At 38.8% G+C, this 14,936-nt stretch carries 11 protein-coding genes; all 11 read right to left on the bottom strand.

Features of this window, described 5'->3' with window-relative positions; genetic code table 11:
• Positions 1–26 precede the first annotated feature (26 nt).
• Positions 27–2,723: a L,D-transpeptidase family protein gene (locus ACYQ35_RS00900; protein WP_459829242.1), complete on the bottom strand. Its 2,697-nt coding sequence runs from the start codon at positions 2,721–2,723 to the stop codon at positions 27–29.
• Positions 2,724–2,734: 11 nt separating this feature from the next.
• Entirely contained in the window at positions 2,735–5,911 is a 3,177-nt protein-coding gene (locus ACYQ35_RS00895; RefSeq protein ID WP_459829238.1) for a triple tyrosine motif-containing protein, read from the bottom strand.
• Positions 5,912–5,936: 25 nt separating this feature from the next.
• Entirely contained in the window at positions 5,937–6,854 is a 918-nt protein-coding gene (locus ACYQ35_RS00890) for a nucleotidyltransferase family protein (RefSeq protein WP_459829234.1), read from the bottom strand.
• Positions 6,855–6,964: 110 nt separating this feature from the next.
• Entirely contained in the window at positions 6,965–7,231 is a 267-nt protein-coding gene (locus ACYQ35_RS00885; RefSeq protein WP_009460453.1) for an HPr family phosphocarrier protein, read from the bottom strand.
• A gap of 25 nt (positions 7,232–7,256) precedes the next feature.
• On the bottom strand, positions 7,257–8,519 hold the full coding sequence (locus ACYQ35_RS00880) for a CdaR family protein (RefSeq protein WP_459829231.1): 1,263 nt from the start codon (positions 8,517–8,519) through the stop codon (positions 7,257–7,259).
• Positions 8,497–9,381: a diadenylate cyclase CdaA gene (cdaA, locus tag ACYQ35_RS00875; protein WP_459829228.1), complete on the bottom strand. Its 885-nt coding sequence runs from the start codon at positions 9,379–9,381 to the stop codon at positions 8,497–8,499. The genes ACYQ35_RS00880 and cdaA overlap by 23 nt, the downstream gene beginning before the upstream one ends.
• Before the next feature lie 49 nt (positions 9,382–9,430).
• Positions 9,431–10,459 (bottom strand): hypothetical protein, encoded by a 1,029-nt coding sequence (locus tag ACYQ35_RS00870; protein WP_459829225.1) that lies wholly within the window; start codon positions 10,457–10,459, stop codon positions 9,431–9,433.
• Positions 10,460–10,855: a hypothetical protein gene (locus ACYQ35_RS00865; RefSeq protein WP_009460449.1), complete on the bottom strand. Its 396-nt coding sequence runs from the start codon at positions 10,853–10,855 to the stop codon at positions 10,460–10,462.
• Between the two features lie 57 nt (positions 10,856–10,912).
• Positions 10,913–11,608 carry a ComF family protein gene (locus ACYQ35_RS00860; RefSeq protein WP_459829221.1) on the bottom strand — a complete coding sequence of 232 codons (696 nt, stop codon included), beginning with the start codon at positions 11,606–11,608 and terminating at the stop codon, positions 10,913–10,915.
• 21 nt (positions 11,609–11,629) lie between these two features.
• The gene (gene recD2, locus ACYQ35_RS00855; protein ID WP_459829217.1) at positions 11,630–13,843 is read right to left on the bottom strand and encodes an SF1B family DNA helicase RecD2; all 2,214 of its coding nucleotides are present in this window, start codon (positions 13,841–13,843) and stop codon (positions 11,630–11,632) included.
• A gap of 67 nt (positions 13,844–13,910) precedes the next feature.
• The gene (mreB, locus tag ACYQ35_RS00850; RefSeq protein ID WP_009460446.1) at positions 13,911–14,900 is read right to left on the bottom strand and encodes a rod shape-determining protein; all 990 of its coding nucleotides are present in this window, start codon (positions 14,898–14,900) and stop codon (positions 13,911–13,913) included.
• Positions 14,901–14,936 lie beyond the last annotated feature (36 nt).

Below are 14,936 nucleotides of genomic sequence, written 5' to 3'. Positions count from 1 at the left end.
TTTTGCGACACCCCCTTTTTATTATTCTATATATTAGGGTCTGTCGGATCCCATGTTTGCCATAACGGAATTTTAATTGTACTCGGTTTTCCCAATGGGCCAGGACTTGAAGCATCATAAATAGTAACTTTTGTTTTTAATGAACAATTATCATAAATCCATTTTGCATCTCTAACACACAATCTTACACAGCCATGTGACGCCGGCTGTCCCAACATATTGTAGTCTCTTGCATCTAAATTATAACTTGTCATATTTTTCCCTGCTACAGAATGAAAAAGAATACTTCCCGTAATCCTTGTACAATACTGCCCGTAAGATGGTCCCATCAGTGTATGCCACCTGTATTTCGCCGGAGTGTAGAACGTTCCCACCGGAGTAGGTGTATTTGGTTTTCCCACCGAACATGCGAACCGTTTTACCGGAATAATATATCCATTATTGCCATCTTTTGCATAAACAGTTACCGTACAGGCTTTTCTATTTACTTTAATATAGTAATTGGACTGTTTTGGCAAAATTCCATCTAAATCTAACTGTTTAACACCATTTTTATAGTAAAATTTGTATCCTCCCTCATAATACCAGCCATTCTTGGCATTTTTCACTTCTATTTTCACACTCTTAGTTTGAACTTTTCCATTCGCTTTTACATCTATTATAATATAGTATATTCCCGCTTCTGAAGGCGTCCAACTTATACTAGATGATGATGAAAACTCTTTAATCACTCCCCATTTTTGCCAATTATCCTTTTGCCATACATATTTATATTGCAACTCACCTTTTTCTCCTGTAATTTCAGGATAGACATTTACGGACTGTCCTTTCGAAATAACTGTGCTTGAAGATTTTACCGACAAATATTTATGCCCTCTTACTTTAGTTGTTTCTGCATCAAAGGTAACTCCTCGATTATCTTTGATATCAACATAAATGTTATATTCCTTGTCTTTGTCTATCGGAATTTCTATTTGGTTTTCCGTCGAAAAATCCTGAACAACTTCCCAATCTTCCCAACCGCTGCCTCTGCGACATACAAATTTGTACTGTAATCCTTCTGTTTCACCGGAAGTTTTTGCTTCTACTTTGAGCGTATCTCCCACAAATCTGTCCGGACTTCCATAAATTTCCAATTCGTCCAACTTCCAAGGAACTTCTAACACTTTATACTCTTTTGTTATCGTTTTCTTTCTGCCGTCCACATCTTTTATATCAACATAAATCGTATAAATACCTGACTTTTTCGGATACCACTTTTCTGTCCGATTAGAACTTCCAAGTTCCTGAATAATTCCCCATTCCTTTCCCCAGTCATCATCTGCCGCACCTTTTTTCCAAACAAATTTATACTGTAAGCCTTCCGTATCTCCTGAAACTCTCGCTTCAATAGGTATCTTTGTATAAATCTGCTCTTCTATCCCTTCATTAACAACAACCTCTTCCGGATTCCATAATTGCGTAGCAACAAAATAATCTAAAGACTTTGTTCTGGTTTTTCCATCTCTATCTTTTACATCAACATAAATTTTATAACTTCCGCTTTTATTCGGCGTTTTCCATACTGCTGTATTTTTCTCAGAAAATTCTTGGATTACTCCCCATTCTTTCCAGTCATCTTTTTGCCACACAAACTTATATTGTAGTCCTTTTGTATTACCACTTGTTTGTGCCTGAATTTCTACTTCATTTTCTTTTTTCTGAACATCTTCCGGAGTTGTTTTTATTGCTTCATATTTCCAGTTTACAGGAATAATCTCATATGGAATTCTTTTAGTTGTTGTTATTCCATCTGCATCTTTTATATCAACATAAATTGTATATTTTCCTGTACTTTTTGGCTGCCATACCGCTGTATTTTTCTTTGAAAGATTCTGAATGATTCCCCATTCTCGCCAATCATCTTTTTGCCATACAAATTTATATTGAAGCCTTTCTGTCTCTCCCGAAGTTTTTGCCGTAATGGTTATCGGATCGCTATATTTTTCCTGCGGCGAAGAATAATCTGTTACTATTTCATCATATTTCCAAATATCCGTTTTCACATTATATTCTTTACTTTTTGTGATTACGTCTCCGTCCTGATCTTTTATATTAACTACAATAGTACATTTCCCTAAACCATCAGGTGTAAAAGATACCTCATTTTCTTCTGAAAAATCTCGAATTACTCCCCATTCTTTCCAGTCATTTTTCTGCCATACATATTTATATCGCAATCCTTTTTTATTTCCTGATAGTTCTGTTGAAATCGTAACTTTTTTATTTTTCTTTAATTCCGTTCCTTCCGGGAGCAAATCATTATAGTCCCACTTATTCTTCACGACTGAATATGCTTCACTCAAACTTTCCGTCTTTTTTCCCGGTTCTTTTACGTCGACATATATGTAATATTTTCCTGAAGTTTTTGGCTGCCATTTCACTGTTTTTTCATTAGAGAAATCTTGAATCACTCCCCATTCTTTCCAGTCATTTTTCTGCCATACATATTTGTATAACAAATTTGTATTTTCACTTTCTACATCTGCCGAAATATTAATATTCTCCGAAACCTCCTGTGGCGATGCTTTATCAAACTTTATGTCTTGTAATTTCCACTCCGTTTCATTTGCTTTTTCTACTGTTTCGTTCTGTAATCTGTTATCCTGTGCATAACTTAAATGTCCCATTGTTGTAACACACAAAGCAACAGCCAAAACAAAACTAATCGCCTTTTTCCCCATATTTTTCACCTCTATTGAATATTAAATACTTTACTGACTGTTTTTACATTCCCTGCCGCATCTTTCACGTCTACTACCATCGTATATTGTCCTTTTCCATTCGGTTTCCATGACATTTTTTCCTGTCCGCTAAAATCCTTTATCACTCCCCATTCCTTCCAATTATTCTTCTGCCATACATATTTATAAGTAAATCCGGTTGTGTTTCCCTGAATAATCGGTTTAATCTCTAGTTCTCCATTCTGATTTTTATTCACAGAAATTTCATTATATGTCCATTTTCCTACTTTTACCTGTATTGTTTTTGTTTCTGCTGAAGCATTTCCCTGTTTTACATCAACGCATATTGTATATGTGCCCTCTTTTTTGGGTATCCAATCTACATTGTTTTTAGTCGAAAGATCCTGAATCACTCCCCATTCTTTCCAGTTATCTTTCTGCCATACAAATTTATATTTTGTATTATTATTGCTTCCTCCGACCAGCGCTTTTATGTTTACTTTACCTCCTACGTTTTGGTTTGTATTAGGCTGTAGTTGTATTGTTATCTCCCCTGTATTTTTTATTGTAAATATTTTAGGATAACTCGTTGTAACACCATCACTATCTTTCACGTCCACATAAACTGTATACGTACCACTTTTTTTCGGTGTCCACTCAGCAGTATTTTTTGAAGAGAGTTCCTGAATTACTCCCCATTCTTTCCAGTTATCTTTCTGCCACACAAACTTATATCGTAATCCTGCCGCATTTCCGTGTACTTTCGCTGTTAGTTTTATTTTCTCTCCTGCTATCTGAGGTAACTCCTTGTCTGCGGCAATTTCCGAAAATGTCCATTTTCCTTTTTGAACTTGATATTTCGCTGTTTTAGTCGCTGAATTTCCCCTGTTGTCCTTTATGTTTACAATAATTTCACAATCTCCCGATACTGTCGGAACCCAGTTTACTGTATTTGAGGTCGAAAAATCTCGGATTACTCCCCATTCTTTCCAGTTATCTTTCTGCCACACAAATTTATACTGTAAACCCACATTATCTTCAGTAATATTTCTCATATTCTGCGTAATCTTAATTGTATTTCCAATTTCTGCACCATTTGGACTGAATACTGTGTTCTGAACTTCCCATGCTTTTTCTACAATTTGATAAGTCAGCCTTCTTGTAGCAACAAATCCATCTCTGTCTTTTACATCTACAATAAGTTCATAAGTTCCTGCTTTAGTCGGTGTCCAAACTGCATTATTTGTGGTTGAGAAATCTTTTATTACTCCCCATTCTTTCCAGTTATCTTTCTGCCACACAAATTTATATTGTAATCCTAAAGTCGTTCCTTTTATATCTGCCGATAAATTAATCTGCGTTTTCAATGCACTTGGGGATTGAATACTTGTTTTCACCCCTGAGTAACTCCAATTTTTAATTTGATATGGAATACTCACGGTAATCACTTTCCCTGACGTATCTTTTACATCAAGCAAAATCGTATAGTTTCCTTCTGATTTAGGCAGCCATGTTGCATAATCTGTGGAAGAAAAATCTTTCAGTACGCCCCACTCGCTCCAATCATTTTTCTGCCATACAAATTTATATTGTAATCCTGTTTTATTTCCACTTATATTCGCACTTACCTTTATAGAAGTATCAAACAATTGCGGAGAAGAAAGGTCTGTATCAATTCCGTTTACTGACCATGTTGTTTTTCCTTCCGACACAATCTTCAAATAGTCCGAACTCAAATACGCATACATATTTGAAAAATTATATACGCCGCTGCTTGAATTAATTCCTGTTCGTCCACTGTTCAATACAGGTTCACTCTGTATTTTATAGAACTTGTTCACAGGATTCTTATCCAAAATCAGAAAAGAACAGTTCGCATTTTTCTTCGTTTTATAAAATGCCGTCGAAGAAGTTGTACTTTCTTTTCTTACGTTTACTACATTTGACGGATAAATTGTGTCTTTAATACCAATCGTATATTTATAGGCATCTTTATTTCCACCATTTCCATCTAACAGCCATGCCATCGCCGCTGCTTTCTCTCCCCAATATGGATCGGAAGCATATTTTACATTCATTCCACTCGCTTTATTTCCTAAAAAAGCGCCGTAATGTTTCCAGTTCTGCGGATTCAGATATTCTTTCGACAACCATTTTTCGCCGTATTCTTTAATACACTGAGATACACTTTCAAAATAGTTTGCACTTTCTCCCGGAGATGAATCTACTGCATTTAAACCAAATAAGTTATTTTTTGTTTTTGCAATATTACTTGTTCCCCATGCACTTTCATTTGCCGCTATTCCTGCCATCAAAAGTGCATTGGCTCCATATGTATTTTGATTTTTAACAAAATCGTCTCCCGTGTTACGCATTTTCGATGTAGAAGTTACTTTGTTATTCAGTAAAGTATTGAAACTACTTTCATTGTAACCGGATTGACTTCTTAACGGAAGATATTGAAAATAATTATAAAATGGGTTATTTGGATTTACGGAATGTGATCTTGTCTTATTATTGTAATCATCAATCATATTTCCGAAATTGGATTCCGTATAAAAATAGTGCCCATCATAACTGTAGTAGTTTACCCCTGTTTTTAAATAAGATGGTGCAGGACCATTGTCTAATGTACTTCCCGAACCCGCATTATTAATGTTCGTAGCAATTTTGTGATACAAACGATTGTTGGATACATAATAATAACTGAGTGATTTAGCGCTGGACTTATTTACAATCTGTACTTCTCTTGCGTTGACTGTACCAATCACTCCCGCTAACATAAATCTGACTTTTCCACTGCTTGTTTTGCCGAGATATGCAGCATCTGCCGCATACGGTCCATAAGTATACCCGGCAACTCCTGTTTCCTCCTCAGTATAGTCCGTTGTCTGCCCCGAAGATTTCGTATTGAAATTGACAATCTGTGGAGTAGCCGCATAAAAAGAAACATCTTCTTCTACTATACCGCTTTCTTCTTTTGCCTGGTTTACATTTCCTTTGGCATCTACTTCCCGGTAATTTTCCGCTGTAACCGGATTTTCTCCCTGAAAACTCATTTCTTCGCTCTGTTCTTTTTCAGAAAGAGTATTATCCTCAGCATATCCCGAAATCCCATTAAGACTTCCGGCAATTAACACGGCCGTAAGAATTCCCGCTATAATCTTTTGCCCTATCCTCTTTATCATCTGTACCTCTCCCTTTCTGTTTCACCTAAAACAACTTCTGTGGATACACTCCCTGTTCCACAAGATTTTTAATTGACGTTACTACAAATTCTTTATCTTCTTTATAAGTTACTCCGAACCATTTATCGTGAGACTTCAATACTTTTACATCTATTTTTCCCTCTTCTAAAAGTCCGCCGATAATGGTAGGAAGAAGATATTCTGCTTTTAAGTTGCCCTCTTCCACATTTTCGAGAAATTCTTCAAAACCGCTTTCAAGCACCTTGAAGAAATCCCTATGTAGCCCCCACATATTCATGGATACCGGAGAATGCACATTGACCGGAGTGATACCGTCTTCTGTTCTGATTCCCGCACCAGTTTCTGTTTCCTCAATATTGGAAGTTTCAACGATGTCCGTCAGCATTCCGTTTTCATCAACCTTACAGATTCCCCGCGTAACACCGCCATTCTCGCTCAGCGTATTTCCTAACACAAATCCAATCATGGAAGCCTGCACTTTTTCGCTTTCCGGTTTTTCTTCCGCCAAGTATTGATAAGCCTCTCTGTATGCTTCTTTTCCATAGTAATCGTCTGCATTGATAACTAAAAACGGTTCATTCACTACATCTTTACAGCATAATATAGCCTGTCCCGTTCCCCACGGTTTTGTTCTCTCAGAAAATCTTCCCCGGAATTTCTCAGGAATGTCCATAAGTTCCTGATAAGCATATGCCACTTCAATTTCTTTCTCAATTCTGCTTCCGATAATTTCTTTAAAATCTTTTTCCAAATCTTTTCGGATAACGAAAACCACTTTGTTAAATCCTGCTTCTCTCGCATCGTAAATTGAGTAGTCCATAATGATTTCTCCGTTTGGACCTACCGGTTCCAACTGTTTAATTCCACCGCCAAATCTGCTGCCAATTCCCGCCGCCATAATAACTAATGTTGCTTTCTTCATCTTTATAACCTTTCCTTTATTATCCTAATATTTTTCTAACTATAGTTTTATCATAATTCAAGAGAGCATTCCACAGATTTCTCTATAAAATGCTCTCCAAATTTTCCCTTCTAGTCTTCCAGTTCTTCTTCCACAAGGCGAGCCATTGCTTCTAATGCACTCTCTTCATTTTTTCCTTCACAAATGATTTCGATTTCATCTCCCTGCTTAATGCATGCCGCCAAAACACTCAAAACACTTTTTGCACTTCCTGTTGTACAGCCCACATGAAATGTAATTTTGCACTCCTCAAACTCTGCTGCTCTTCTGCAAAACATTCCCGCCGGTCTTAAATGAAGTCCTGTCGGATTATTTATTTTCACTTTTTTGCTAACCATTCACTTCTCCTTTCTTTTGGAGTAACTATTTTTGTTCTCCTGTGAGAACTACCGGAACCGTCACATTTCCAACAAGCGTACAGCCCGGTGGAAGTTCTGCCTGCAATGGAACCGTTATCGTTCCTGCCGTCGTATATTTCCCTAAATCCACATATACTTTCGGCGCTTCTGTCAGTTTTTCCAATGCCGCTCTCGAACCTTTGACCTGAATTTCTATGTTCTCTACCGTTCCTATATTCGCCTTCAGTCCCGCCAGTGTGTTTTCCAAAATAACATTGTTACCCGGAATACTGAATGCTTTTGTTCCATACCTCTCAACTGAAACCGTCACGATAATTGTGCCGGCCGTGTCATCAACCAGTTTTACTTTCTTCGGCAGATATTTGCTCACATCTACTTTGACTTCTGTTGTCTCCGAAATATCGTTCAGTTTCAACGCTCCTGACGGAATATCAATGATATCTAACTCTTTTAATACGCTTTCTTCTCCTGACACAAGAATCTTCTTCGGTTCGTAGAAAATATTGCCCAGAGTATATCCCGACGCGGTGTTGATGTCGGACATATCAAACCGCAATGGAACTTCTTTTGTCTTTAGCACTTCAATATCAACTTTGACTCCTTCTTTTCCTAAATTGCTGTCAAACAGAGCCTGATCGATTACTTTTTCATTTTCATCATACAAAATCAGTTCCGCATCTACCTGTCCACTGGAAGAAATTCCCGATACATTCGCCTTCGCCACAACTTTCTTTACTCTGTTAATCTGTGATTCACCGCCTGCCAGAGTGATGAATTCCGGATTTGCCGTCATGCTTCCGATGACATTTCCATCTCGCGGCGTTCCGATTGTTGTTACGCTGATTGGAAATTTCTTATTTGTACTTGCTTCTATTTCAATATCAATATTTTTCGGAGTGGTATACGCACTCTGGTATTCTCCCTCAAATCCCTGTATCGTCACCTCTGTAGGTAAAGTCGCCTCTGTAAGGGAGTTTGTCACCCTGTCTTTAATATCGGCGGTCACAATAATATCCGACGGTTTAATCTCGGAAAGCACTTTACGTCTTGCACTCACCGTTACGTTTACCGTATCTTTATCATCTACGATTGTATATGTGCTGGACTTTGACGTAAATATTTCCTCATGCAATACCTTTACGGGAATGTTTCTGAAAGTAACTTCACCGATTGGGTCATCAATGTTAACAACTAAAAGCCATAACACAATCGCAAAAAGAAGTGACAAAACTTTCAGACCGAAGTTATTTTTCAATCGTTCTCTCATTTTTCGCCCTTCCTTTCCACAGCCTTCTCAATCCACGTTTTTTCTCCTCGTCCGCTTTTTTGCGGATTTGGTTTAATTTTTCCGTGAGTTGTCTTTCATTTACATGTCTTACAATTCTTCCTCCCTGCGCATATGATACTGCTCCCGTCTCTTCTGAAACGACAATAATCAGCGCATCGCTGACTTCACTCATTCCTACTGCCGCGCGATGCCTTGTTCCTAAATCCTTACTCAGATTACGGTTATCAGACAGCGGCAGATAGCATGTTGCCGCCACAATTCTGTCTCCTCTTACAATAATGGCCCCGTCATGCAGAGGTGTATTGTGTTCAAAAATATTGATCAGTAACTGACTGGAGACAACACTGTCCAATCTTATCCCCGTTCTCTCATATTCTGTCAGTTGAATTGCATCTTCCACAACAATCAGCGCTCCTGTTTTTACTTTCGCCATCTCAAATGTTGCCGTCACAATTCCTTCTATTGTTTCCTGACTGAATTTTTCTTTTTCCTTTGACTTGTCAAACGGAACAACCGCACTTAATAAATTTCTCTCCCCCAATTTTTCAAGCGCTCTTCTAAGTTCCGGCTGAAATACAACGACTGTCACTGTCGCTAAAACCCCTATCGAATTTTTCACAAGCCACAATATCGTGTTCATCTGAAATATTGCAGCGACGGAAATGAATACGGCAAGCACAAGCATTCCCTTTAACAACATCCATGCCTTTGTGTTTTTAATCCAAAGTGCTATCTCATATACGACAAAAGCGATAATAATAATCTCAACTACGTCCGTCACCGTTATATGAGGCACATATGAAAAGTATTCGTCAAACAACTGTGCTATCCATTCTTTCATCTCGTCACCTCCCCTTTGTAATCTTTCTTATGTTCCACAGAAATTTATTCTACTTTTTCATTAATTCCTGTTCAATGATTTTGTCTATGTCCGCCTCCCCGGTCAACTGCAGTCTTCCGGTTGCGCTTCTATTGTCCGCCGTATCCGTCTCCTGACGTCTGTTAATTCTTTTTACCTGTTTCTCCGGTGCGGAAACGGAAACTTTCGGCAATGCTTTTACATAATAATAGTATTCGTCATCTTCAAACTGTAAATACTCCGTTCTCGCATAATCAACTGAAAACAGCATCAATTCCAGTCCAAAGCCGATAACTGCTGATATAACGCTTCCAATTATAAGCGAAGCGTAATGAACTTCCACGTCCAGAGCAACACTGCCCACTACCATAACAATGATATAGGCAACCGCCCCCGAAACAATTGCAATCTCCCATGAACGGTCGATTGATTTTCTGCGTATCGCATATACGATAAGCAGACAGATCACTATCGCAACAATAACTGCCCAGAGTTCTTTGCTCTGGAATATCTGTTTTGAAAATGTACCGACAACGGTCATCATTCCGCCTTTGCTCGCCCCTGTGATTGTTGTGGAAAACGTCTTGGCAAATTGAATTAGAAAATACACTATCGTCCCACAGATAACCGGAACAATATAAACCGGTGTCCCTGCCAATCCGTAAGCAATCGGAATAAGCATAGGTACTTTAAACGCAAATGCTATCGGCGTAAGCAATAAAATAATTGCCTTCTTCGGTGTAAACCGAAAATAAAAAATAAACATTAAAATAATTATTCCCGCAGTAATGAGGGCAATCCCCTCAGACAGCACAAACATATGAGCAAGCATAAGCCCCGCTGAAACAATTACCGTGACAATCATAGGAAGAAATGCACAGACAGCCGCCAACACAATTGAGATAATCGGTTTTGCCAGTTTTTCCATGAAACCGATGTTGCTGCTAATCAGCAGAAAACTTGTTATTGCCACAATAAATCGTATTCCCTTATCTATATATGTTGAATACCCGGCATACAGTGATTGCAGTTTTTCTTTCCATTCCAGTAACCTACTCATCTATCTTATCTCCTTTTCATACATCTTGCTTAGTTGAATCAACTCGCGGTTAAATCTCTTCACCCGCTTTCTTGCGTCTACATGTTTCTTCTTATAAAAATTGTGTGCCACAATTACTGATATGACAACTGTTGCAATATATCCGGCAAGAAGGATACCTCCCAGTATCAAAAATCTCAAAAGACTTGGATTTGCAAAAATCTCATCTAGAAAAATAAAAAAAACTGCTCCCGCCGTAATCGCATATCCGATTGTCGACCATATAACCATAATCCATGTATGCAGTCCTATATAATCTTTCTGATAATATCCGCTTATTTTAAAATCCGTCTGTCCTTCTTTTGATTCATACATTGCCATCTGAGTCATGAGTTTCACTCTTTTTTCATTTAACATTATATCACCTCAACACTCGTTTTCTTTCTTTGGCATTATGCTTTAGTATAGCATTAATCACAATCCTTGTCCAATACTTATAGTTAGGAAATACGTTTTTTCCGCACCGGATTTTTTCAGCAAAACGCTCATCGAGTGAATTGTGCTGCCCGTCGTATAAATATCATCTATAATTAATACGTTTTTTTCCTTTATTTTCCGCGTCACTTCAAAAGCATTTTTCAGGTTTTTCTTTCTCTCTCTTCTTGAAAACTCTTTTTGAGGCACTGTATTTATTTTTCTTTTTACCAAAGTCGTGTCGACAGGCAGGCCGGTTCGCAAACCAATTTCTTTTGCCAAAATTTCTGCCTGATTAAAGCCTCTTTTTTTCTGTTTTTTTCGATGTAAAGGAACGGGAACAATGACATCTATCTCCCACAGCCGAATTAACTTTTCAAAAGTTTTTGCCATTTCTTTTCCGTAAACCTCACCATATATGCGTCTGTTTTTGTACTTAAACGCATAAATAGAACTGCTCACCGGCATTTTATGGAGCCACAGACTTCTCCCCTGCTCATAGTCAAGTTCTTCCCTCTCGCAGTCATAACAAAGTTCTGCTTCCTCCAGCCGTATCGGTTTTCCACATTTTTTACATCTCGGTTCTCCGATTATCCCCACTTTTTTTCTGCATTCCGCACATATGCCCTGTTCACATATTTTTCCGCAAAATACACATACCGGCGGATACAGCCACTCCAATATTCTTTTTATCATGTTCCTTTACAGACTCTACTATCACATAAATTCCCGAATACGTTCCGCCAGACTCGTATACCGATTCTGTTCGTTTGTATTCTCTATCATCTCATAAAATGTACCGTCACTTCCCACCAGAGTCACACATTTCTTTGCTCTTGTAACCGCCGTATAAAGCAGATTTCGGTGATATAACTGTCTCGGTCCCTGAAGAAGCGGAATAATCACTGCCGGATATTCGCTCCCCTGAGATTTATGGATAGTTATAGCATATGCCAATTCCAGTTCGTCTAATAACTGAAACGAATAAGTCACTTTTCGCTTTTCATCATATTCCACTTCCAGCGTTTCGTTATATGTATTAATTTGGGTGATAATTCCCATATCCCCGTTAAACACACCTATACCTTTATCCACAACAAGACCGAATTTTGTAGAAATTTCCCACTCCAGTTGATAATTGTTCTTTATCTGCATTACCTTATCGCCTTCACGGAAAAGTTTTTCCCCATATTCTTTCTCCGCCTTCTTTTTTTCCGGCGGATTCATATACTGCTGCAAAATCTTATTGAGCCTCTCTACCCCCAAAAGCCCCTTCTTCATCGGCGTAAGCACCTGTATGTCATAGGGCTGTGCGTCCACATATTTGGGCATCTTTTTCTGCAGCAATGTAATAATGACACTGATTATTGTATTGGCGTCCTGCCGTTTAAGAAAAAAGAAATCCCTGCTTTTATTATCCAGAACTACTCTTTCTCCTCTGTTAATTTTATGGGCATTCATAACGATATCACTCTCTGTTGCCTGTCTGAAAATTTTTGTCAGACGCACAACCGGAAAACACTCTGACGCTATCATGTCTTTCAGTACATTTCCCGCTCCAACCGACTGTAACTGATTACCGTCACCGACTAAAATAATTCTTGTCCCAACGGTAACTGCACAGAGAAGGGCATACATTAGCGCTAAATCTACCATAGATACTTCGTCTATGATAATCACATCTGTTTCCAGCGGATTTTCTTCATTTCTTCCAAAGCCGCCCCTCTTTTCGCTGTCCTCCGGATTGCCACTCACTTCCAAAAGGCGGTGAATTGTCTGCGCTTCGTATCCTGTCGCCTCAGTCATTCGCTTTGCCGCCCTCCCCGTCGGTGCAGCCAGCGTAATGTCTAATCCCTCGCTCTCAAAATAATGAATCATTGCATTGATTGTCGTCGTTTTTCCCGTTCCCGGTCCTCCGGTCACAATTAAAATTCCATGTTTTGTCGCTTCAATAACCGCTCTTCTCTGCATTTCATCTAAAATCATTCCCGTATTATCTTCGATTTTATGCAGACGCCTTTCCACCATGCTCTCCGATATTTCTTCATGGATATCCAAATCATGGAGCATTTTCGCTGTATTCAGTTCCATATAATAGTATCCTGACGGATACACTCTGATTTGTCCCTCGTTTTCTTTTAAAACGACTTTCTTTTCCATAGATAAATCCATCAGATATTTTTCGATATCTTCAATATTTACTTCCAAAATCTCTCCCGCCTTTTTGAGCAGTTCCTCTTTCGGAAGATAAATATGACCGTCTGCCACACTTTGAAGGAGAGCATAAAAAATACCGCTGCGAATACGGAAATCCGAATCCGTGTGAATACCTATCCGCAATGCAATCTCGTCTGCTGTCTTAAAACCGATTCCCTGTATATCATCTGCAAGACGATACGGATTTTCCTCCAAAACACGGTACACACTGTCCTTATATTTTTTATATATTTTTGCTGCAAGTGTAGTGGAAATCCCATATTTCTGCAAATAAATCATTGCATTTCGCATCTCTTTCTTACCTTCCACCTGCTCTGCAATTTCCTGCGCTTTTTTCTCGCTGATCCCCTTCACTTCTGCCAGCCTTTCCGGTTCTTCTTCGATAATACGGATTGTGTCCTCTTTAAACCTTCTTACAATTCTTCCGGCAAGAGCGCTTCCCAAGCCTTTTATTGCCCCCGAACCGAGATATCTCTCAATCGAAAATAAATCTTCCGGCTCTTTTGCTTTATGCGAAAGAACCTGCAGTTGTACGCCGTATACTTTGTGCGTTACATATTCCCCGCTCAGTTCCAACATCTCTCCCTCGCTGATATAGTGAAAATTCCCCACACAGGTTAAATCGCCGTCCTCCGTATTAAATTGAAAAACAGTATAGCCGTTATCTTCGTTGCGGAAAACAATATGTTCCACATACCCTGTAACAACTTCCACCTCTCGTCTCCTCCTTGTTATAAAATCAGGATTGAAAAAGGCAAGGGATTAATCCCTCGCCATCTATTTACGCATCTTTTCTTCCACTCATAAATTCAACGAACTGTCCCGTTCCGATTGCAACTACTTTCATTGGATCTTCCGCAGTCATCGTATTGATTCCTGTTCTTTCTTCAATCAATTCTTCCAATCCTCGAAGCATTGCACCACCGCCTGTAAGGACAATACCTCTGTCCAAAATATCTGCTGACAATTCAGGTGGAGTTCTCTCAAGCACCCCAATGACTGCTTCTACAATCTGTCCTGTTGTCTCGCGGAGTGCTTCCTCCGTCTCTGAAGATGTCACTGTAACTGTTTTCGGAAGTCCTGTAACAAGGTTACGTCCTCTTACTTCCATCGTCTCATCTTCCACTAACGGATAAGTTGTCCCGATTTTAATCTTAATGTCTTCCGCTGTACGCTCTCCAATCAAGAGATTGTGTTTCTTACGCATATAGCGAACAATCGCTTCATCAAAATCATCTCCGGCAATCTTGATCGATGTATTAACAACTGTACCGCCAAGAGAGATAACCGCTATATCTGCAGTACCCCCTCCTACGTCTACAATCATATTTCCACATGGTTTTGCAATATCGATTCCCGCTCCGATTGCTGCTGCTACCGGTTCTTCAATCAAATGAACTTCTCTTGCTCCTGCTGCAAAAGTAGCCTCTTCTACTGCTTTCTTTTCTACTTCTGTTACCCCACTTGGAACACAGATACTAATACGTGGTTTCTTAAATGTACGTTTTCCCATAGCCTTCTGAACGAAGTATTTAATCATTTTTTCTGTGACGGTATAATCAGAAATAACACCTTTTCTAAGTGGTCTTACTGCAACGATATTACCCGGAGTTCTTCCGAGCATCAATCTTGCTTCCTCTCCAATTGCTTTAATCACATTTGTATCTCTATCAAATGCCACTACAGACGGTTCTTTCAAAACTACACCTTTTCCCTTTACATACACGAGAATACTCGCGGTTCCTAAATCAATACCGATATCTATTGACATCTAAATTCTCCTTTCCAAAACTCATCTATTCTTATA

This window comes from Faecalimonas hominis (assembly GCF_054660755.1).
The sequence above is the reverse complement of the archived record's forward strand: the minus strand, read 5'-3'. Positions and strand labels throughout refer to the sequence as shown.

What these genes read in the sequence shown, in the direction of transcription:
- ACYQ35_RS00900 (WP_459829242.1), bottom strand. Translation starts at nt 2,723, where the DNA reads ATGGGGAAAAAGGCGATTAGTTTTGTTTTGGCTGTTGCTTTGTGTGTT.
- ACYQ35_RS00895 (WP_459829238.1), bottom strand. Translation starts at nt 5,911, where the DNA reads ATGATAAAGAGGATAGGGCAAAAGATTATAGCGGGAATTCTTACGGCC.
- ACYQ35_RS00890 (WP_459829234.1), bottom strand. Translation starts at nt 6,854, where the DNA reads ATGAAGAAAGCAACATTAGTTATTATGGCGGCGGGAATTGGCAGCAGA.
- ACYQ35_RS00885 (WP_009460453.1), bottom strand. Translation starts at nt 7,231, where the DNA reads ATGGTTAGCAAAAAAGTGAAAATAAATAATCCGACAGGACTTCATTTA.
- ACYQ35_RS00880 (WP_459829231.1), bottom strand. Translation starts at nt 8,519, where the DNA reads ATGAGAGAACGATTGAAAAATAACTTCGGTCTGAAAGTTTTGTCACTT.
- cdaA (WP_459829228.1), bottom strand. Translation starts at nt 9,381, where the DNA reads ATGAAAGAATGGATAGCACAGTTGTTTGACGAATACTTTTCATATGTG.
- ACYQ35_RS00870 (WP_459829225.1), bottom strand. Translation starts at nt 10,459, where the DNA reads ATGAGTAGGTTACTGGAATGGAAAGAAAAACTGCAATCACTGTATGCC.
- ACYQ35_RS00865 (WP_009460449.1), bottom strand. Translation starts at nt 10,855, where the DNA reads ATGTTAAATGAAAAAAGAGTGAAACTCATGACTCAGATGGCAATGTAT.
- ACYQ35_RS00860 (WP_459829221.1), bottom strand. Translation starts at nt 11,608, where the DNA reads ATGATAAAAAGAATATTGGAGTGGCTGTATCCGCCGGTATGTGTATTT.
- mreB (WP_009460446.1), bottom strand. Translation starts at nt 14,900, where the DNA reads ATGTCAATAGATATCGGTATTGATTTAGGAACCGCGAGTATTCTCGTG.